The organism is Xylanibacter brevis ATCC 19188 (assembly GCF_000621725.1).
GTDB classification, from domain to species: domain Bacteria; phylum Bacteroidota; class Bacteroidia; order Bacteroidales; family Bacteroidaceae; genus Prevotella; species Prevotella brevis.
This window is the reverse complement of sequence record NZ_JHXM01000001.1, coordinates 180836-202723: the sequence shown is the minus strand read 5'-3', so window position 1 is coordinate 202723 and position 21888 is coordinate 180836. Positions and strand designations below refer to the sequence as shown.

Below are 21888 nucleotides of genomic sequence, written 5' to 3'. Positions count from 1 at the left end.
CAACACCTAACCTCTACAATATGACTAAAATATGGAATAATTATAAATCAAGCATCTTGTTAGCCATTGCTTCGGCATGGCTAACAAGCACTGCTGTTATGGCTATCGAACCTGTTGACGGTGTTTATCAGATTGGCACGCCTCAGGACTGGAACGAATTCTGTACGTTGCACAACACGGGCAGCAATCAGCGCCTGAATGCAGTTTTGACAGCCGATATTACCATTGAAGGCAACAACATGGTGGGTATCAACGGTGGCGGAAAGCCTTACCGTGGTACTTTCGATGGTCAGGGACACAAGCTCATCGTCAACTATAATCTGAACGAAGACCGTGTGGCTCCTTTCCGTCGTATCAACGGTGCCACCGTCAAGAATGTGATTGTAGAAGGCACTATCACCACCTCTGCAAAACTGGCCTCCGGTCTTATCGGTGGTCTGTGGCAGAGCGGTTCGCTGATTCAGAACTGCGTGAGCTATGTCACCATCAACGACTCAGGTAGTGGCGACGCCACCCATGCCGGCATCTGTGGTAGCTATGAGGATGTGAACGGCACCAACATCATTGAGAACTGTGCCTTCCTGGGCACCATCAACGCCCCCAACCGTAATGGCTGCGGTGGTCTGGTGGGATGGATCAATGGTGGTAACGTGGTGCGCAACTGTCTGGTTGCCGCTACGCTCAATGTGGCTAAGAACGATAACAACGAGGTGTTGTTCCGCAACAATGGTGTGGCAGAGAACTGCTATTTCGTGGGCACTTATGAAGGTATGAAGAACGAGAAAGGCGGCATCGCTGCTACCGTGGAACAGGCTAAGAGCGGTCAGCTCTGCTTCCTGCTCAATGGCAACACCAGCGATAATCCTGCCTGGTTCCAGACTATCGGTACCGATGATGTTCCTTCGCCTCAGGGCGCAGGCACTGTCTATGCCAACGGTCTCCTGAAGTGCGACGGCACACCTAAGGGTGAGGTGACCTTCAGCAACTCTTCTGAGGGCACCGTGCGCGACGACCACCAGTGGGACGGCACAGGCTTCTGCTCTGCGTGTCACACCCTTCAGCCCGACTATCTGCAGGCTGATGGTCAGGGCTTCTACTCTTTGGCTTCGGCCCAGGATCTGCACTGGTTTGCTGCCTTGGTCAACAGCAGTGAGAACCGTGCCATCAACGCACGTCTCACTTCTAACATCGACTTCAGCAACTATCAAGACATGATTGGCGATGGCGACAATGAGAATGCCTATCAGGGCGAGTTCGACGGTCAGGGCTATCGTGTCACGGTGAAATACCAGGTCAACCAGAAGAATGTGGCACTTTTCCGCTATCTGAGGAATGCCTATATCCATCACCTCATCACCGATGGTTCTATCCAGAATGAAAACAACTCCTGCTCGGGAGGTATCTTTGCCGGTTCGCGTGGCACATCGAAGATTGAATGCTGTGCCAGCTTCGTCAACTTCCAGCGCAACAGTGGCGACGATGCTACCGTAGGTGGTATCGGTGCCTACATGCACGATCAGGGACAGATGGTCAACTGTGGCTTCTTTGGTTCTATCCAGACGCCTAATGCCACGGGCAATGGCGGTCTGCTGGGCTATGCCAATGGTGGCCAGGAGGTCAGCTTCAGCCACTGTCTGGTGGCTGCCACGGCGCTGACAACCAGTGGCAACTCCATGGCTGTGGTGCGCAACTGCTCTAACCTGACGGCAGTCTATGTCCTCAATAATGGTCAGTTTGGCGAACAGGGAGAGAAAATCTCTGCCGACATCACCGCCACGGGTCAGCTGGCCTACCTGCTCAACGATAATACGGCAGCTGGCACCTGGTTGCAGCGCATCGGCACCGACGCACTGCCCGTGCCTTGCGGTGTAGAGAATGGACTGGTCTATCCTTCGGGCACCTTCACCTGTGATGGTCAGCCGGTGGGCGAAACCAGTTTTACTAATGACAAGGATGCGCAGATCGTCTATCAGCCCCACCAGTGGGAGATGGGTGTCTGCACCGTTTGCGGCATTGCCGATATGGACTATAAGCAGCCCGTGGACGATATCTACGAGTTGGGCAGTGCAGCCGACGTGGTATGGTATGCTGCCTATGCTAAGAATGACGAGGTGAAGAATGCACGCCTGACGGCCGATGTGGACTTCAAAGACATCGCCTTTGCAGGTATCGGTACATATGCCAAACCCTTTGCTGCTACATTCGATGGACAGGGGCACATTATCAGCAACCTGACCATGACACAGACTGAGGGCGACGAGCCCGTGGGCTTCTTTGGCGTGGCAGGCGAAGGTGCACAGATTCGTAACTTCACGATTGACAACAGCTGTAGCTTTGCTGGTCGTCATGAGGTGGGCGCATTTATCGGTTCGACTCCTGTTGTGGCTGCTGGCAAGCTGACCTTAGAGCAGCTGGGCAACGAGGCCACCGTTAGTTCACAGAGCTTCTATGCTGGTGGTATCCTGGGTAGCAACAGCAGTAGCACGCTGAAGGTGGTGATGACTAACTGCTATAACGCGGGCACCATCAGTGCCGACATCGAGGCTGGCGGTCTGAGTGGATGGCTGGGCGATGAGGCCGAGCTTACCAACTGTTATAATATGGGTACTGTGGCTGGTGTCGGTTCAGAATCGTTTGCTCGTGGCAACAATATCAACGTTACGAACTGTTTCGACCCTGTCACAAACTGGGCTTCTATGCCAAAGAGTGCTGTTGAAGACTTTACCAACGATGTGGTGTTCAATGCACTGTATCAGGCAGCTCCAGGCATTTGGTTCCTCAGCAGTGAGGAGAAGGGACATCCTGTGCTCTACAATACAGGCATCGTCTCTGCAATCAAAGAAATCTCGAGTCCCCGTACCAATGCAGCGACAGACCGTATTTATAATATGAACGGTCAGCGCATAGGCAAGCCGACTCGCGGCCTTTATATCAAGGATGGGAAAAAATATCTGAGGTGAGTGCATCACCTCAGATATCCCCACCTTAAAAACAACTAACCAATATAACTTACCAATAATTAAAAACATAAAATCTATTTGACATGAAGAAGTCTTTGAAACTATTAGCCCTTACCATCCTTGGTTCTTGGATGGCAGGAAACACATGGGCTATAGAGCCCGTGGGTGATGTCTACCAGATTGGTTCGGCACAAGATTGGGCAGAGTTTGCGGAAATCGTGAACAAAGATGGACGTCAGCATGAACTCAATGCTGTGCTAACTCAGGATTTTACGCTTAACGAACTTGTTATGGTGGGCATTCCCAGTAATGCTTATAAGGGAACATTTGATGGACAGGGACACACTATTACCATCAATTTCACGATGGATAAGACTGGACAAGATGGTGAGTGCGGACTCTTCCGCCGTATCAATGGTGCTACTATTAAGAATCTGAAAGTGGCAGGAACCATTACCACTAGCGGTCAGTTAGCAGGTGGTGTTGTTTCTGGTATTTGGCAGACTGCTGTGGTGGAGAACTGTGTTTCAACAGTAACTATTACCGACACGAATAGTGGCGATGCTACCCATGGCGGTATTGTGGCGCGTATCTCTGATAAAAGTGACATCACAATTCGCAACTGTGCATTCTTCGGTACTATCGATGCCCCCAACCGCTCTGGTAGTGGTGGTATTATCGGATGGCCAGACAATGGTGGCGCGTCAGTAAAGATTCAGAACTGTTTGATGGCTGGTACTCTTAATCTGGCCACAGGCTCGGATAACGATATTATTGTTCGTAACTCAGCAACTATTACCAATTGCTATTATGTCAATCTGCAGGGCATGAACAATAGTAAAAATGCTACTCTGGCTACAGCCGAGCAGCTGGCTAGCGGTGAACTTTGCTATTTGCTGAATGGTCTTCAAAGTGCATCAGTTAATTGGTACCAGACCATCGGAACAGATAATGCCCCTATGCCTATTTGTAAGGATGGTGCTGTTGTTTATGCTAATGGTGAACTGAAGTGTGATGGTATCACTCCAAAGGAGGGCAGTACACTGACATTCTCAAATGTCGAGGGAAATACGATAGATTCTCATAACTATGTTGATGGCATCTGTTCTGTTTGCCGCGATTTGAAATCTGTAGGTGGAATCTATCAGATAGGTTGCGGAGATGCACTCGTACGATTTGCGGAGATTGTAAATAGTGGTTATGGTAGCTCAAATGCGGTTCTGACTAAGAATATAGATATGGATGGTGAGTCTTGGACTCCCATAGGACAAGATGGCAAAGACTTCGCAGGTCATTTTAATGGTCAAAACTACCGCATTCAAAATCTGGTAGTAAATAATCCCACTATCAATAATCAGGCACTTTTCGGTCAGGTTGTTGGAACAGCAATTATCGAAAATGTTATAATGGATGCTTCATGTTCAATCAAAGGAAAACAACATGTGGCAGGAATTCTTGGTCACGTATGGGGGCACGGAGCTATTATTCGAAACTGCGTGAATGAAGCTTCTGTGGAATCGTCTGAAAGTCAGGCTTCTGGCATTGTAGCTACTGCAGAGAAGAAAGTTTTTATTCAGAATTGTATCAATAAAGGAGAAATCAAAAGTAATGAAAGTTCAGCAGCAGGTATTTTAGCTAGAGCATGGAATGATAGTCAGGAGTCTGAGGTTACAAACTGCGTTAATGAAGGTCATATCATAGGCATAGTAAATGAAGTCGGTGGTATTGTGGGCGCTCTCAATAAGGCAATAACAATTAGTGGTTGTCTTAATAAAGGCGAAATAAATGGAAAAGACTATACGGGCGGTGTTCTTGGTCGTATTTGGGAGAACAATGTTGTTGTTCAGAATTGTGGTAACGAAGGAACTGTTATCTCAACAGGCGCTAATGCAGCAGGTATCGTTGGTTGTTCCGGAAATATTGTTAGTATCCTGAATTGCTATAACTTAGGAGACATCACTGGTTCGAAAGAAAGTGCTGCAATTTGTGGATGGATGGGTAACGGTTCTTCTCAATTAAGAAATTGCTATAGCAAAGGATCTGTTACTGGACTTGATGGTAATAACTATCTGATTCGTAAGACGGATATTGTAAAAAGCAATAACTATCAGCTAGAAGGAATGGCAGGTGATCAAGGAACACCTTTCTCTGCTTCAGACTTGACAAGCGGTAAATTAGCTTATATGATGAATGGAAATAAGAGCACTGACGTAGTTTGGTTCCAGAAACTTGGTACAGATGCCGATGCATATCCTATTCCTTGGGGTGCCAACATCGTTTATAAGAATGGTGACCTCTATTGTGATGGAACTTCAAAGGGAAGTGATTCGTATTCAAATGTGGAGGGTTCTAATCGTGACGATCACCATTTCAACGAGGGCTTCTGTGATAATTTGAATGGTAGTAGTGTTGTTTGTGAAGAACTGGATCCCTCTTACATGACTCTTTCTGATGGCTATTATCAGGTTTCAACAGCTCGTCAGCTTCGTTGGACAGCAGCAATCTCTCAGAATTCTACCAATGCAGCAATGAAAGTTAGGATAATGACGAATATCGACATGACAGGAGAGAAGTTTGGCGGCTTTGGCTCAAACGAATCAGAAGCAAATCGTTTTTCAGGTGAGATTGATGGACAGCGTCACATCATATCTAATTTAAAAATGGACTATAATCGCAATGGTGTGGGTTTCGTAAATACAGCTACAGTTGGAGCAAATCTGCAGAATCTCACAATGGCGAAATCTTGTGAGTTTAAAGGAGAAAGTGCAGTCGCAGCGTTTATAGGTGCTGTTCGTGGAACAGCGGGTAACCTTTATATTCGTAACTGTGGTAATGAAAGTGCTGTTAGTTCAACAGGTGCTAATGCTGCAGGTTTCATCGGTTGTAAATACGATGATGATGTAATTCCAAACCTCAAAAACTGTTATAATGTTGGCGTTATCCATAGCTCGAATGGTGGTGGTAGCTTCTCTGGATGGATGCCAAAGGCTAAGCTAACGAATTGTTATAGTATTGTTTCACAAGATGAAAAAGATAACAATAATGTTAGTTATGGTTTTGAAAATGGACAGCAATTTAGTAGGGGTTGGAGCCAGGAATTAACCAACTGCTATGACTTCGGAACTGGAGACTGGGGCACGAATAATGGTTCATGGGGTTCCGCATTTACTGGCGATCACAAAATTATGGAGGTAAACGAAACGACGATGGGCGTTGTGTTTGCTGGTTTGTATGATGCTGTGGACGGTAATGTTTGGCGCATGGAATATGAGGGCTGGGCTCACCCTGTGCTCTATGACCCTGCCAAGAAAGTGCTGAGCGAGAATGTGCCTAACCGTTTCTCAAGTGAGAATGGTGTTGACCTGACATTGAAGCGTACCACTGTTGCTGACACATGGAACACCATCTGCTTGCCATTTGCACTGAATGCTACACAGATTGCATCGCTCTTTGGCGCCGATGCTAAGGTGGCTGAACTGACTGGTGCTATTGGCGAGACACTTAATTTTACCACAGTTACTACTATCGAGGCAGGCAAAGCTTATCTTGTAAAGCCTACTGTGGCTATGACTGAAGAGGAGCTGACTGTTGATCTTGATGCTACTGCTCCTGCTGCAACGACAGAGGGTGGCTATGAATTTACTGGTATCTATCAGCCAACAGCTGTTGTGGCTAACGATCTGTTCGTGGCTGCGGGCAATAAACTGACACCAAGTGATGGTACTGGTAAACTGAAGGCCTTTCGCGCTTATTTCCACAACACGGGTAGTGGTGCTCGCCTAACGAACTTCGTCATCGACGAAGAGACGACAGGCATTGCTTCTATTGAGGACGGACTGATGAAGGTTCAGGATGCTGTCTATGATATGCAGGGTCGCAAGGTTTCTCAGTTGAAGAAAGGACTCTATATTGTAAACGGAAAGAAACAGGTTGTTAGATAATAAATAAGGTGTATGACTATGAAGAAAATGATATATGTATCCCCAACAGTAACAGTGGTGGAAATACAGATGCAACAGCTAATGGCTGTTTCTGGTAAGGTTGATGGCAAGCCAGGACTTATCCCAGATCCTACTCCCTCGGATCCTTCGGTGGGATTGTCCCGTCGCCACAATGATATCTGGGCTGATGAAGAAAACGAACTTGATGAATAATATAATTTTGTGATCAATAACTTTTTATCAACTAAAACGTTTAATTTATGAAGAAGAACCTAAGATTTGTGCTTGCTTTGGCCATTGGATGGCTAACAAGCGTGGGTGCTATGGCTATCGAGCCAGTGGACGGCGTCTATCAGATTGGTTCGGCACAAGATTGGGCAGAGTTCTGTACCCTGCACAATGATGGTACCAACCAACGTCTGAATGCTGTTCTTACTGCCGATGTGACGGTAGATGGTAATGCCATGGTAGGTATTAATGGAGGTGGAAAGCCTTATCGCGGAACCTTCGACGGACAGGGACATAAGCTGATTGTCAGCTATAACCTGGACGAAGAGCGTGTAGCTCCTTTCCGTCGTATCAACGGTGCTACCATCAAGAATCTGATTGTAGAGGGTACCATTACGACAACCTCTAAGTTGGCTTCTGGTCTTGTTGGTGGACTATGGCAGAGTGGTACAACCATTCAGAACTGTGTTAGCTATGTAACCATCAATGACACCAATAGCGGTGACGCTACTCATGGTGGTATTTGTGGTAGCTTCGAGGATGTGAATGGTGCCAACGTCATTGAGAACTGTGCTTTCTTTGGTGCTATCAATGCACCTAACCGTGAAGGTTGTGGCGGTCTTGTTGGCTGGACCAATCAGAGCAACAACACTAACATCATTCGCAACTGTCTGGTTGCAGCAACACTCAATGTGAAGAAGGAATCAAACAATGATGTTATCTGCCGTAACAATGCGATTGTTATCAACTGCTATTATCTGGGCAGCATAGATGGCCTGAAGAATGACAAGGGAGCTGTTGCAGCTACTGATGCTCAGGCTCAGAGTGGTGAGCTCTGCTATCTGCTGAATCAAAAGCAGAGCGAGACGCCTGCATGGTTCCAGAAGATTGGTACTGATGCAAAGCCTACTGCAGTTGGAACAGACATCGTTTATGCTAATGGTGAGCTGAAGTGTGATGGTATCACTCCAAAGGAGGGTAGCTCACTGTCTTTCTCAAATACTGCAAACTCTACAGTAGATGAGCATAGCTTTGTGGATGGCATCTGCACTGTTTGTAGTGCACTGCAAGAGATTGAGGGTTTCTATCAGATCGGTTGTGCAGCAGCCCTGAATCGTTATTCAGAGATTGTACGTACCACCAACGGTGGTGCCAAGGCTGTGCTGACTAAAGATATTGATATGACCGACCAGGTTTGGACACCTATCGGACAGGATGGACATGACTTCCAGGGCCATTTCAATGGTCAGGGGCATCGTATCAAGAATCTTAAGACCGACGCCAACAATAACAATCAGGCTCTCTTCGGCCAGGCTATTGGTGGCACCATCATCGAAAATGTGATTATCGATGCTTCTTGTGTCATCAAGGGTGGTTCACGTACTGCCGGTATCCTTTCTCAGGTATGGGGCGACAATGTGATTATCCGCAATTGCGGTAATGAGGCTAATATCGAAGGCTCTCAGGAGAACTGCGCAGGTATCGTGGGTTGCTCACAGGGCAAGGTTATTCACATCTCTAACTGCTACAACACAGGTTCTATCACAGGTAATCGTGAGAATGCAGGTATCTGTGCATGGATGGGTAGTGATAACTCTACTATCAGCAATTGCTACAGTACTGCTACTAATGTTAATGGCGAGGCTCTCTGGCGTAAAGGCGAGGTAAAGGGCGAGAACATGTTCCAGATTGAAGGTATTCAGGGAACTGCTTTCACTGCTGCAGACCTTGCTTCCGGTAAGCTGGCTTATATGCTGAATGGCAATAAGAGCACAGATGTTGTCTGGTATCAGGTTATTGGAACCGATGCTAACCCTGTGCCTTGTGCAAAGGAGGGTGGCGTGGTTTATGCCAACGGTGAACTTGACTGTGCAGGAAATGCGAAGGCTGGTTCGGAAGAGACCTATTCTAATACCGAGGGCGCTACCCGCGACGAGCATCAGTTTGCTGATGGTTTCTGCACTGCTTGTGGTGCTTTCGATGCTAACTATATTGCAGAGACCGACGGTGCTTACAACCTGGCTTCAGCTAAGGATGTGAAGTGGTTTGCTGCTTTGGTTAACAGTGGCAGTGGCAATGCCAATGCTCGTCTGACTGCTGATGTTGACTTCGCTGATGTTACTTTCACAGGTATTGGTAATGGTTCAAATCACTTTACCGGTACTTTCGATGGTCAGGGTCATATCGTGAAGAACATGGTTATCGACCAGCCAGAGGAAAGCAATATTGGTTTCTTCAACGAGATCGACAATGGTGCTGTGATCAAGAACTTCACCATCGATGCTTCTTGTTCTGTCAAGGGTAAGGCCTTCACTGGTGCGTTTGTTGGACATGTAAGTGGTAACGGCTCTGCTCTGCTGGAGTGCTTGGGTAATGAAGGTACCGTAGAGACTGTCAATCAGAATGCTGGCGCACTCGTAGGTTGCAACACCTCTGGTGAGCTGAAGCTGACCATTAAGAACTGCTACAACGCTGGTGCTATCAAGTCAGGTAACGAGGCCGGTGGTCTCTCAGGCTGGTTCGGCAACGATGCTATTACCGAGAACTGCTATAACATGGGTACTGTAATCAATGGTGAGTCTTATGCTCGTGGTAACAATATCCAGATCACCAACTGCTTCGATGCAGTAACTTCATGGCCTGCCCTGAACAAAGTGAACATCGAGGACTTCACCAATGGTGTTGTCTATGCTAAGTTGGCTGAGGCTGCTCCTTACGTATGGTTCCTGAGTGCTGCAGAGGGTGGACACCCTGTGCTGTATGCTACCGAGTGGCAGACTGTCATTGTGAAATCTGACTATGCAGGTAATGAAGTTGCTGATGGCGATTTCTTCATATACAACCCCACAAGCGGTCTGTGGCTGCAGAACAACGATAAGAACACTGGCGACTGGAATACCCGTGGTGCTACTGGTGACTATGGATTCGAATTCGGAATCAGCGCCATTGATGGTGGCTATAAACTCGATCCTAAGTTCGGTCATAATCATAGCATGAATATCAGCAACTTCTATCTGGATACTCAAAGTGATGTTTCTGCATGGAAGCTTGAGAAGTTGAACACCAATGAGGGTGTGATCGCTTACCAGATTAAGGCCGATGATGGCCGCGTGCTGAGTCTGAACAATGACAATAACTTGGACTGGAACACAGGTCGTGCTGCTGAGTGGCAGCTCGTTACCAAGGCAGACCGTATCAAGTTCATGAAGGAGAATGCAAGCGAGGAGAATCCTATTGATGCCACCTTCCTGATTAGCGACCCACGTTTCGTTAATGAGAACGAACGTGCTGCTGCATGGAATTGGGACATGAACCTTGATGGCGGTGCCCGCGATGATGTGCGCTGGTACAGAAACCGTCGTTCTTATGCTATCTGGAACTCTAAGAGCTTCAAACTCACACAGGTTATCGCAAATGTCCCCAACGGACAGTACAAGCTGACCTTGAAGGGTTACTATCGTGATGGTGACAAGGATCAGGTCGTTGCTCGTCGTCAGGCTGGTGAGGAGCGTATCCTGGCCAACTACTTCATCAATGAGGACAAGGCTCCTATGATGTCTATCCTCGATGGTGCCAGCGAGAACTGGGTAGATGGTCTGTTCTTCTATCCTGCTGCTGATGCAGCTGCTCCTTATGGATACTATCCTGACAATGCAGATGGTTTCAACCGTATTTTCCAGGATTATCCTAACAGCTATCTCAATGCTGGTGTTACTTCTCAGGTAACAACTGGTCAGATGACAATCGGTCTGGAGAAGTTGGAGAAGAACGAAAAAGACTGGTTGGCATTCGATGACTTCAGCCTGGTTTACATGGGTAACAGCATGGGTCTGGAGGAATATCTGAATGCTCTGAGAACAGCTATCGAGGCTGCTGAGGCCTTCGACGCTACTACCACATCTACCGCTCTGGCAGGTGCCTTGGCTGATGCGCTGTCTGACGCGAAGGCTAAGCTGACTTCTGTGGAAGAGGGAGAGATTGAGACTGCTACCGCGAATCTGAATGCTGCTCTGAATGCTGCCAAGGCTGTTAACATAACCGTTCTTAAGAAAACCACAGAACTGGCTGAAGCAGAAGGTATCAACGTTGATGCCGCCAGAACAGCTATTTCCGAGGCAACCACCTCTGCTCCTGTTGACAATGCTTTGAATTCACTGCGTATTGCTCGTCGTGTGAATGCTGCTGATATTCACGAAAACGTATTCAAGGGCAACCAGCCTGCTGAGGGTGACTTCTATCTGTACAACGTAGGTGCTAAGCGCTTCCTCTGTGGTGGTGATGACTGGGGCGCTCACTGTGTAGTAGGATTCCCTGGACAACTTCTGACCTTCACAGGTACTGACGGTAACTACCGCATTGATACTCACCTGTCAAATGGTGGTAACAGTCATTACCTAGGTTATAATGGTTACATGGATACCGATGCTACAACTACATGGACATTGGTTTCTACTGGCAAGGATGGTGTATATGTTCTCGCTCGTACCGAGAGCCAGGACGATCTGTTGGGTTATGACACCACAACCTACAATATTGTACATTCAGACCGTCATGATAGTTCTCTGCCTGAGAACCAGTGGATACTTGTTAGCGTAGCTGAGCGCGATGCCCTGATTGAGCTGGCTTCTGAAGAGAACCCCGTTGACCTCTCTTACAAGATTCAGGCTCCCGGCTTTGACCAGCGTGCTTCTATCGACAAGTGGGCGATGACTGATATCAGTATCTGGGGTCGTGGTGGAAACCACCCAGATTTCGCATGCGAATCATGGAACAAAGAGAGCAATAAGCTTAGCCAGACTATCGAAGGATTGCCCTCTGGTAACTATAAGGTTAGTGTACAGGGCTTCTTCCGCGATGGCAATCTGGCAAATCAGGTTGAACTGATTTCCGCTAGCAATGAACCCGCACAGTTGGCAAGCCTCTATGCAGGTGAGCAATCTATTCAGCTTCCCAATATCGTTGCAGAGAAAGACATGGTTCCTGGTATAGGCGTAGCCACAGCAATTGGCGAACTCCCAGACAACTGCGACCAGGCATGCAACTTCTTCCAGCTAGGTCTGTATAAAGTTGAACTCGACGTTGTTGTTGGCAACGATGGTAAACTTGAAATTGGTGTATCTAAGAACAGTAAGAATTTCGATGAAGACTGGGTAGTTGTAGATAACTTCCGTCTTGTTTACTTTGGCGATCCTGCAAAAGCTGCCCTTGAGGCAGCCAAGGATAGTCTTGCTGCTCTGATTGCTACCGCTAAGGCTATCGACACCACAGGAAAGACCTCTGAGAGTGCAACAGCTCTGAGCAATGCTATCACTAATGCTGAGACTGCTCTCGCTGCCGAGAATGCTACCGTTGAAAGTCTGACCACAGCTAAGACCAACCTGCAGACTGCCATCAACAACCTGGCAGATATCGTGAACGGCATCAACGCCATCGAGTCTGCAGCCCAGGCTGGCAAGGCATTCAACATGCAGGGTCAGCAGGTGAAGAAGGCCCAGAAGGGCGTTTACATCATCAACAATAAGAAGGTGGTGGTGAAGTAAACCGCACGTAAATGGACAAGACGCGCCCTGCGTCTTGACACCCGATACTAACGAAGCCCGTATGTCTTGATGGCATACGGGCTTTTTTGTGTAGCAGTCCGGCTCCTTTTCCCATACAATAGCGGTACTTTTGAGCCCTAATAGTGCCACTCTGATAGTTGTCGACTTAAGTCAACAGACCTTTCGACTTAAGTCAACAATGTTCACGACTTAAGTCAACAGGTCTCACGACTTAAGTCGAAAGCTGCGAAAGTGCCACTTTTGGCAGGCGAAAGTGGCGCTATTGTATGGGAAAAGGCGCCGGAATTTATGATATTTTGACCAAAAATCAAATCAATAATGGCCATAATTTGATTTTATCTTCGTATCTTTGCAGCGCAAATGATGGACGAAGACTTCGATATACGAGAAGAACGGTATGCCGGGGGCGGCGAAAAGGATTTCGAGAATGCCCTGCGACCACTGCGTTTCGGCGACTTCAGCGGACAACAGAAGATTGTAGAGAATCTGGAAGTGTTTGTTGAGGCTGCCAAATATCGTGGTGAACCGCTCGACCACACCCTGCTGCACGGACCTCCAGGTCTGGGCAAGACCACGTTGTCTAACATCATTGCCAACGAACTGGGTGTGGGCTTCAAGATTACCAGCGGACCGGTGCTCGACAAGCCCGGCGACCTGGCTGGCATCCTGACCTCGCTGGAGCCGCGCGACGTGCTGTTTATCGACGAGATTCACCGCCTGTCGCCCGTGGTCGAGGAGTATCTCTACTCGGCCATGGAGGACTATCGCATAGACATCATGATAGACAAGGGCCCCTCGGCTCGCTCTATCCAGATAGACCTGAACCCCTTCACGCTGGTGGGTGCCACCACACGCAGCGGACTGCTCACCGCACCACTGCGCGCACGCTTCGGCATCAACATGCACCTGGAGTACTACGACCCCGAGACGCTGGCACGCATCATCGAGCGCTCGGCATCTATCCTGGGCGTGCCCATCACCGAAGATGCCGCCATCGAGATAGCAGGGCGCAGTCGTGGCACGCCACGTATTGCCAACGCACTGCTGCGCCGCGTCAGAGACTTTGCCCAGGTGAAGGGCAATGGCGCCATCGATACGGCCATCTCGCGTGTGGCACTGACAGCGCTGAACATCGATAAATATGGATTAGATGAGATTGACAACAAGATCCTGCTCACCATCATCGACAAGTTCCGTGGTGGTCCGGTGGGCATCACCACCATTGCCACTGCCATTGGCGAAGATGCTGGCACGGTGGAGGAGGTCTATGAGCCTTTCCTCATCATGGAGGGTTTCATCAAGCGAACCCCACGTGGGCGCATGGTGACCGATCTGGCCTATCGCCATTTTGGCCGCAACCCCTATTCGGGGGGCATCATGCAACCAGGACTGTTCGATGAATAGGGCTGGAAGTATGATTTTTGTCGTCAAATATGTGGATTTGGAAAATGGATTTTGTTTAGATTTATTGGATATATCAGTCTTTTTCATTCTTTTCGTTTTGTAATATTGGCGCGTTGTTGCTTGCAACAGGTTGAATGATAACTAAATACGAAGTAAAATCTTTGTTGCAGACTTTGGTCAAAAAATGATGGATTTTTTGCTCTGGGAGAGAAAAAATACAATTTTTTTTGTACTTTTGTTGCAAATATCATAACGGGATTATAAACTACAACAAAATGCACACCTATCTAAGACTTATCACAACAGCTATTTTCGCTATAACGGCACACGGTGTCTTTGGTGCGACAATGCGCGTTGAGCCTTTGTTTCTGAGCCAGGCTGTCATTTTTGTAGCTTTAGTCACGGTGTTGGTAATCCTGTTGGTGTTGGTGATCTTGCTGGTCATTCAGGTTCGCATCGGCATTCACCGTCGTAAGATGATGCAGCAGACGTTTGCTGTGCGCGAGCGCTTTCTGGCGAACGTGATCCATGAGTTTCGCAACCCGCTCTCGCTCATCAAGGGACTGGGCGAACAACTGGAAAAGCCCTGCGATGAGAACAAGACGACGGTGCCAACCATGGCAAGGACACTGGTCGGACAGACGGAGACGCTGCTGGCACTGGTGGCAGACTTGCTCGACATCACACGCGTGCAGACGGTGATTGGCGAGGCTAAGTGGAAGCACGGCAATATTGTGACCTATGTGGGCATGATCCTGCAGAACCACCAGCCTGATGCCGACAGAAAGCGTCAGCACCTGAGATATCACCACTCGCTGACGGCCATCGACATGGACTTTGTACCGGCCTATATCCACCGCGTGCTGTCGAACCTGGTGGCAAACGCCATCAAATATACCGACCACTATGGAAACATCGATGTGTCGCTGGAGGTGGTTGGTAGCGCGGAACTGATGGTGCAGGTCAAAGATAATGGCGCGGGGATTCCACCCGATGAGCTGCCCCGTCTGTTTGACATGCTCTCGCATGGGTCTCACGCCGGCGATGATACTGTCAGGTTGCTGTGCCTGCCCATGGCCAAGATGATGGTGGAAGCTATGAAAGGCAGTATCACGGTGGAGAGCACAGTGGGTCAAGGTACCACCTTCACAGTGCGTCTGCCCATGAAATATGCAGGAAAGGTGGAGCCTCTCGGCGTGACGGATGCTGAAGCGACGGCATCACTGCCTGCCGGTCAGAAGAAAGCGGCTGCAGAGCAGTCGCAGGCAGGCAAGGAGGCTTCGGCCATCGACTCGTCGGTGGTGCTGATCGTAGAGGACAACCAGGATTTGGCCTACTTCATAGGAATGCACCTGAAACAGTGCAAGCTGATCTATGCGCGCAGTGCTAAAGAGGGCATGGAGAAGGCTTTGGAAAATATGCCAGATATCATCATCACGGATGTGCTGATGCCCGGCGACAAGGATGGACTGGAGCTTTGCCGACAGGTGAAGAATAACGACCAGCTGAACCATACTCCGGTGATTATTATCTCGGCGCAGGTTACCGAGGAAGACAAGATCAGAGGACTGGAGGCTGGTGCCGATGCCTACCTGATGAAGCCTTTCAACTCCGAGGAGCTGGTGGTGAGGGTGCGCAAGCTCATTGAGCGCCAGAGACTGCTGAAACAGAAGTTTGAGCAGGTGGCCGGCCAGACAGAGGTGTCTGTGGAGAGTTTGCCACGCAAAGACCGGGCATTCATGACGCATCTGCTGGACGTGGTGTACCGCCTGATGGCCTCGGGCAATGTGGACATTGAGAGTGTGGCCAGGGAGATGGCGATGAGTCGCAGTCAGCTGAACCGACGCATGCTGGCCATCACCAACCAGAACTCGTCCACCTATATCATGCAGCTGCGACTGGCGCGTGCCAAGCGCCTGCTGAAGGCCGATGTCAATATGACTATCGGCGACGTGGCGCAGAGATGTGGCTTCGATGATGTGGCCTATTTCAGTCGGATCTTTAAACAGACATTCGACATTACTCCTTCGCAATATCGGAAACAAATATAGATTATAAACAAATTTTAAACTCACGAACACTATGCACATCGGAAACCGAATCAAAGAGGTGATGAAGGAAAAGCACATGTCTGCCATCGCCATCGCTAAGATCATCAATTGCGAGCGCACCAACATTTACAACATTTATGCTCGCAAGGACATTAATACAAAGCTGTTGGAGCAGTTTTGTGTTATTCTGAATCATGACTTTTTTAAGGAATTGTCAAAAGACCTGAGCCTGAAGAAGAATAAGTAAGACATAGAAAAAAGGCAGGAACGTTTTGATTCTTGCCTTTTTTTTGTACTTTTGTACCCATGAAAGAGAAGATTGGTATCTTTGTGGGAAGCTTTAATCCCTTCACTGTGGGGCATGACTCTATTGTGAGAAGAGCGCTGCCGCTGTTCGACCGCCTGGTCATCGGCGTGGTGGGCGACCATGTGTCGAAGCCTGGTATGGTGCCTGCTGAAGCACGTATGGAAGCCATCGCTAAGCTTTACCGCAACGAGGCGCGTATAGAGGTGAAACCTTACTATGGCCTGGCCATCGACTTTGCCCGTAGTGTGGGTGCTCGTTTCATTGTGAAAGGGGTGCGCTCGGTGAAGGATTTCGAGTATGAGCGCGAGCAGGCCGACATCAACCGCCAGATCAGTGGCGGCGAGATAGAGACCATCCTTCTCTACAGCGAGCCGCAGCTGTCGAGCGTGTCATCGTCGATGGTGCGCGAACTGCAGCACTTCGGGGTGGATGTCAGCGACTTCTTGCCGACGCCTAACGAAGACTGAGGGCGCGATTCTCGGCCGCTTCCATAATCTCTCGTTCTCCGGGACCTTTATCGTTGATGCCACACAGGTGCAGGATGCCGTGGATGATGACACGGTGCAGCTCCTCGTCGTAGGGCTTGTTGAAGAGCTCTGCGTTTGAGCGTACGGTGTCGAGCGAGATGACCAGGTCGCCATTCAGCACATCGTCTTCGCAATAGTCGAAGGTGATGATGTCTGTGTAGTAGTCGTGACCCAGGTACTCGCGGTTCACCTCGAGGATGTGTTCATCGTCGCAGAACAGGTAGCCCACCTCGCCTATCTTCTTCTGATAGGTGGCAGCCACCTTCTTGATCCATGCTGTGGTCTCGCGTCGCTTGATGGCGGGGAACTTCACATTTTCTGAACTGTAGCTTATCATCGTATTTACTGTTTGTCTGTTAGTAACTCCAGGGCGCGCTTCACGGTGTCGTTGGTGTCGTTGAACACAGAGAAGTATTCGCTCATGTCCCACAGGTCGCGGGCTATCAGGGCCTTCAACTGCTGGCGTAGGTAGGGCAGCGTCTGCTGGCGCTCGGCCTCGTCCTTGGGTTTGATGTTCTGTTTCTCGCCTTCCTTCATGATCTGGTCCACCAACGACTGTGGCACCTCGTACTGGGCTTTAAACGTGGCGAAGTCGGGATAGCGCTTCTTCAGTTCTTTGCGCTTGCCATCGACGTAGCGGAGGTTCTGCTGCAAGACGATGCTCTTGGCGGCCAGTTCGCGGTGGTAGCGGGTGTACTTGGTGGTGTCGAGCGGCACGAAGTAGTCGGGCATGATGCCACCGCCGCCATACACGATGCGGTGCTCCTTCAGGGTGTTGTACTTCAGTGAGTCGGCAAAGTGGATGCTGTCGGCATTGGTCAGCTCGCCAGCCTTCAGGCGGTTCAGCAGGTCTTCGTCATAGCCTTTCCTGTTGCCCTTCTCATAGGGCTTCTGGATGCAGCGGCCCGAGGGGGTGTAGTAGTGGGCTATGGTGAGACGAATCATCGAACCGTCGGGCAGATCGACGGGGCGCTGCACCAGACCCTTGCCGTAGGAGCGGCGACCAACGACCATACCACGGTCCTGGTCCTGGATGGCACCGGTCACAATCTCGGCAGCCGAGGCCGTAAACTGGTCGATGAGCACCACGACCTTGCCCTCGCGGAAGCTGCCGTCGCGCGGCGCTTTATAGTCGCGACGAGGCACGCGGCGGCCTTCGGTATAGACAATCATGTCGCCACGGTTCAGGAACTCGCCAGCCAGGTCGGCAGCAGCCTGCAGATAGCCGCCACCATTCTCCTGCAGATCGAGGATGAGGTCGCGCATGCCTTCTGCTTTCAGCTTCTCCATGCTCTCCATAAACTCCTTATAGGTGGTGGCGCTGAAGTTGCTGATGCGGATATAGCCGATGCCGGGCTTGATCATATAGGTGGCATCGATAGAGTGTACGGGTATCTTGTCGCGCTTCACCATGAACACCAGTTCGTCTTTGATGCCCTGACGGCGCACGCCCAGTTTGACGATGGTGCCCTTAGGTCCGCGCAGACGTCGCATGATCTCTTCTCTCGACATCTTCACACCGGCAATGGCGGTATCGTTGACATGTACGATGCGGTCGCCAGCCAGGATGCCCACCTTCTCCGAGGGGCCTTTGGTGACGGGCTGGATGACCAGCAGGGTGTCTTCCACCATGTTGAACTGCACGCCGATGCCTTCGAACGAACCGTTCAGGGGCTCGGTCATCTGCTTGGTCTCCTGGGGGTTGGTATAGCTGGAGTGGGGGTCCAGCTTCTCCAGCATGCCGCGGATGGCGTCTTCCACCAGTTTGGTCTCATCGACCTCATCGACATACAGGTTGGTGATGACCTGCTCGGCATAGTTCAGCTTGCGCAGGTTGCTTTCGCTTTTGGGTTGGAACTGTGCAAAGGCGCTCTGTGCGATCAGTGCCATTGCTATCAGTAAACAGTGTCTGTTGAGCATGTTTGTGTGTGTTATAGTTTGATGCTACTGATGTCTATCAGACCATTGACGATGGCGTAGATCGTCAGACCGGCAGGTGAGTGTATCTGCAGTTTGCGGGCTATGTTGCGACGGTGGGTGATGACCGTGTTCACCGAGATGCAGAGGTGGTCGGCAATCTCTTTGTTGGACATGCCCTGCACCAGGGCCACGATGACATCTTTCTCGCGGTCGGAGATGGCATCCTGCTCGTTGTTCTTGAACACCATGTCGCTGATGTTGCGGGTGATGTCGTTCTGCTTCACCATCTGCTCCAGGCGGCGGATGGCCGGCACGAAGATGTGGTCCTCGACCATGGCATGCTGGTGCAGCCATTCCTCGTTGTCGTAGATGTCGTGGAGCGTGGCGGTGAGCTTGTTGTTGTGCAGTCCGTCACTGGGCAGGTATTTGATGATGAGCAGCTTCAGCTCACGCAGTTTCTTGTCGGCAGCGCCGTGGTGCTTCGAGAAGGTCTCGATGCTATAGTCTGCAGTGGGACGTCCGTCGATGAGCGACTGTACGTAGGGGAAGAGCGTCTTCTGCTCGTACTGCATGTGGCGGCGAATCTCTTGTGCGTAGGCATCGTAGAAGCGCAGTATCAGTTGGCCCAGCGAGTCGTCGAGATTCAGGCTGTCTTCCAGTTCACGACGGATGAAGGGCAGCTGGAAGTCCAGGTAGTAGGCATGGCTGGCCTGCAGATAATGCATCAGGGTGGGCACAGACAACTGTTCGTCGTTCTCGGCATCGCTGTAGCCATTGATAGTGAAGTTGACTACGGCGAGGAAGGTGTAGGTGTCCACGCGGTTGTCCTCGCAGGTCTCCTTGACGGTCTTGTCGCCGAAGCCCAGGCTGATGCCAAAGCTTCCCAGCATTTGCAAGAGGTCGTAGTTATCGCGTATCAGCGATATCATCTTGTCGTCGGCCTCATACATCTTTTGATTTCTCATACCTCGTAGTTTTATTCGTAAACGTCCTCTTCGGGGCGGTCTTCTTCGATAACCAGGTTGTCGATGATGAAGTTCTGGCGCTCCATGGTGTTCTTACCCATGTAGTACTCCAGCAGCTTCTGCACTTGGTCGGTCTTGTGCAGCGTCACCTGTTCCAAGCGGATGTCGGGACCGATGAAGCCGGCAAACTCCTCAGGACTGATTTCGCCAAGACCCTTGAATCGGGTGATCTCGGGATCGGGACCCAGTTCCTGGATGGCCTGCAGGCGCTCCTCCTCGCTATAGCAATAGCGGGTGATGAAGTCGGTCTTCTTACCGTCTTCCAGCATCTTCTTGTTCTTGATCTTGGTGCGGCGGTTGCGCACGCGGAACAGCGGCGTCTGCAGCACATAGACGTGGCCCGTGCGTATCAGTTCAGGGAAGAACTGCAAGAAGAAGGTGATGATGAGCAGGCGGATGTGCATGCCATCGACATCGGCATCGGTGGCCACGATCACCTTGTTGTAGCGCAGCGTGTCGAGGCCTTCCTCAATGTCGAGGGCCGCCTGCAGGAGGTTGAACTCCTCGTTCTCATAGACCACCTTCTTGGTGAGTCCGAAGGTGTTCAGGGGTTTTCCTCTCAGCGAGAACACAGCCTGCGTGTTGACGTCGCGACTCTTGGTGATAGAACCGCTGGCAGAGTCACCCTCGGTGATGAAGATAGACGACTCCTCCTTGCGGTCGTTCTTCACGTCGCTATAGTGTATGCGGCAGTCGCGCAGCTTTCGGTTGTGTAGGTTGGCCTTCTTGGCACGCTCGCGTGCCAGCTTGGTGACGCCGGCCATGGCTTTGCGCTCTTTCTCGCTCTCTTGTATCTTCTGCAACATCGCCTCGGCCACGTCGGCATTCTTGTGCAGGTAGTTGTCAACCTCTTCTTTGATGAAGTCGCCCACATACTTATTGATAGAGACACCGCCGTTGGGCTCCATGGTCAGCGAGCCCAGCTTAATCTTGGTCTGGCTCTCGAACATAGGCTCTTCCACGTTGAGGGCGATGGCTGCCACGATACCCGTGCGGATGTCGCCATACTCGAAGTTCTTCTGGAAGAACTCCTTGATGGTCTTGGCGATATGCTCCTTGAAGGCGCTCTGGTGGGTACCACCCTGGGTGGTGTGCTGACCGTTGACAAACGAGTAGTACTCCTCGCCATACTGGTTGGCGTGGGTGAAGGCTATCTCGATGTCTTCGCCTTGCAAGTGGATGATGGGGTAGAGGGCATCGGCACTCATGCGGTCTTTCAGCAAGTCTTCCAGACCGCGACGCGACAGGATGCGTCGGCCGTTGTACATGATGGCCAGTCCGATGTTCAGATAGGTATAGTTGCGGAGCATGTTCTCCACAATATCGTCGTGGAACCTGTAGTTCAGGAAAAGGGTGTTGTCGGGTTCGAAGTAGATGTAGGTGCCGTTCTCGTCCTGGGTGTCTTCGGTCACGTCGCTGACCAGTTTTCCTTTCTCGAACACGGCTTTGCGCACCTTACCGTCGCGGAAGCTATGCACCTCGAAGTGGGCGCTCAGCGCGTTGACGGCTTTCACACCGACACCATTCAGACCGATAGACTTCTTGAAGGCTTTTGAGTCGTACTTACCACCGGTGTTCAGCACGCTGACGGCCTCGATCATCTTGCCCTGAGGAATGCCGCGGCCATAGTCTCTGACGCTGACGCGCAACTGGTCGTCAACGTTGATCTCAATGCGGTCGCCTGCCTTCATCTTGAACTCGTCGATAGAGTTGTCGATGACTTCCTTCAGCAGGACGTAGATACCGTCTTCGGGAAGTTGACCGTCGCCCAAACGTCCGATGTACATACCTGGGCGCAGACGGATATGCTCTGTGCCACTAAGGGTGCGTATGTTGTCGTCGTTGTAGTCAACCTCTCCTCCAATCCCTCTTTCGGCTGAGAGGGGAGCAGTTAGTCTCTCTGTCTCGTTCTCATTCATGTTTTGTCTTTCTGTTTTTTATCTTCTTGATGCGGCAAGTGCAAT

General features: G+C 50.3%; 12 protein-coding genes. 8 read left to right on the top strand and 4 right to left on the bottom strand.

Annotated features, from left to right (window positions below; translation table 11 throughout):
- The first annotated feature begins 20 nt into the window (after positions 1 to 20).
- From T433_RS0100640 to coaD, 8 genes are all read left to right on the top strand, one after another.
- On the top strand, positions 21 to 2960 hold the full coding sequence (locus tag T433_RS0100640; RefSeq protein WP_155808221.1) for a hypothetical protein: 2940 nt from the start codon (positions 21 to 23) through the stop codon (positions 2958 to 2960).
- Between the two features lie 83 nt (positions 2961 to 3043).
- On the top strand, positions 3044 to 6901 hold the full coding sequence (locus tag T433_RS0100635; RefSeq protein ID WP_155808218.1) for a hypothetical protein: 3858 nt from the start codon (positions 3044 to 3046) through the stop codon (positions 6899 to 6901).
- 18 nt (positions 6902 to 6919) lie between these two features.
- Entirely contained in the window at positions 6920 to 7114 is a 195-nt protein-coding gene (locus tag T433_RS16360) for a hypothetical protein (RefSeq protein ID WP_155808216.1), read from the top strand.
- Positions 7115 to 7161: 47 nt separating this feature from the next.
- Entirely contained in the window at positions 7162 to 12669 is a 5508-nt protein-coding gene (locus T433_RS0100625; protein WP_027454447.1) for an FIVAR domain-containing protein, read from the top strand.
- A 384-nt stretch (positions 12670 to 13053) separates the two neighbouring features.
- Entirely contained in the window at positions 13054 to 14094 is a 1041-nt protein-coding gene (gene ruvB / locus T433_RS0100620) for a Holliday junction branch migration DNA helicase RuvB (RefSeq protein ID WP_027450760.1), read from the top strand.
- A 275-nt stretch (positions 14095 to 14369) separates the two neighbouring features.
- Positions 14370 to 16145, top strand: coding sequence for a hybrid sensor histidine kinase/response regulator transcription factor (locus T433_RS0100615; protein ID WP_081778282.1), 1776 nt, complete (start codon positions 14370 to 14372; stop codon positions 16143 to 16145).
- Between the two features lie 31 nt (positions 16146 to 16176).
- Positions 16177 to 16392: a helix-turn-helix domain-containing protein gene (locus tag T433_RS0100610; protein WP_027454445.1), complete on the top strand. Its 216-nt coding sequence runs from the start codon at positions 16177 to 16179 to the stop codon at positions 16390 to 16392.
- A 59-nt stretch (positions 16393 to 16451) separates the two neighbouring features.
- The gene (gene coaD, locus T433_RS0100605) at positions 16452 to 16919 is read left to right on the top strand and encodes a pantetheine-phosphate adenylyltransferase (protein WP_027454444.1); all 468 of its coding nucleotides are present in this window, start codon (positions 16452 to 16454) and stop codon (positions 16917 to 16919) included.
- On the opposite strand, the gene ybeY is transcribed toward coaD, so the two are convergent.
- Genes ybeY through T433_RS0100585 form a run of 4 tightly spaced genes read right to left on the bottom strand, consistent with a single transcriptional unit; the run spans position 16906 to position 21843 of the window.
- Positions 16906 to 17316 (bottom strand): rRNA maturation RNase YbeY, encoded by a 411-nt coding sequence (gene ybeY, locus T433_RS0100600; RefSeq protein ID WP_027450757.1) that lies wholly within the window; start codon positions 17314 to 17316, stop codon positions 16906 to 16908. The two genes, coaD and ybeY, sit on opposite strands and share 14 nt — an antisense overlap.
- 5 nt (positions 17317 to 17321) lie before the next feature.
- Positions 17322 to 18869 (bottom strand): S41 family peptidase, encoded by a 1548-nt coding sequence (locus tag T433_RS0100595; RefSeq protein ID WP_052356916.1) that lies wholly within the window; start codon positions 18867 to 18869, stop codon positions 17322 to 17324.
- Positions 18870 to 18910: 41 nt separating this feature from the next.
- Entirely contained in the window at positions 18911 to 19864 is a 954-nt protein-coding gene (locus T433_RS0100590; RefSeq protein ID WP_027454442.1) for a LuxR C-terminal-related transcriptional regulator, read from the bottom strand.
- A gap of 11 nt (positions 19865 to 19875) precedes the next feature.
- Positions 19876 to 21843: a DNA topoisomerase IV subunit B gene (locus T433_RS0100585; protein ID WP_027454441.1), complete on the bottom strand. Its 1968-nt coding sequence runs from the start codon at positions 21841 to 21843 to the stop codon at positions 19876 to 19878.
- Between the last annotated feature and the right edge of the window lie 45 nt (positions 21844 to 21888).

Bases quoted from the DNA above. Each gene is read 5' to 3' on its own strand.
- T433_RS0100625 (WP_027454447.1), top strand. From the start codon at position 7,162: ATGAAGAAGAACCTAAGATTTGTGCTTGCTTTGGCCATTGGATGGCTA.
- ybeY (WP_027450757.1), bottom strand. From the start codon at position 17,316: ATGATAAGCTACAGTTCAGAAAATGTGAAGTTCCCCGCCATCAAGCGA.
- T433_RS16360 (WP_155808216.1), top strand. From the start codon at position 6,920: ATGAAGAAAATGATATATGTATCCCCAACAGTAACAGTGGTGGAAATA.
- coaD (WP_027454444.1), top strand. From the start codon at position 16,452: ATGAAAGAGAAGATTGGTATCTTTGTGGGAAGCTTTAATCCCTTCACT.
- T433_RS0100585 (WP_027454441.1), bottom strand. From the start codon at position 21,843: ATGAATGAGAACGAGACAGAGAGACTAACTGCTCCCCTCTCAGCCGAA.
- T433_RS0100635 (WP_155808218.1), top strand. From the start codon at position 3,044: ATGAAGAAGTCTTTGAAACTATTAGCCCTTACCATCCTTGGTTCTTGG.
- T433_RS0100615 (WP_081778282.1), top strand. From the start codon at position 14,370: ATGCACACCTATCTAAGACTTATCACAACAGCTATTTTCGCTATAACG.
- ruvB (WP_027450760.1), top strand. From the start codon at position 13,054: ATGGACGAAGACTTCGATATACGAGAAGAACGGTATGCCGGGGGCGGC.
- T433_RS0100610 (WP_027454445.1), top strand. From the start codon at position 16,177: ATGCACATCGGAAACCGAATCAAAGAGGTGATGAAGGAAAAGCACATG.
- T433_RS0100640 (WP_155808221.1), top strand. From the start codon at position 21: ATGACTAAAATATGGAATAATTATAAATCAAGCATCTTGTTAGCCATT.
- T433_RS0100595 (WP_052356916.1), bottom strand. From the start codon at position 18,869: ATGGCACTGATCGCACAGAGCGCCTTTGCACAGTTCCAACCCAAAAGC.
- T433_RS0100590 (WP_027454442.1), bottom strand. From the start codon at position 19,864: ATGAGAAATCAAAAGATGTATGAGGCCGACGACAAGATGATATCGCTG.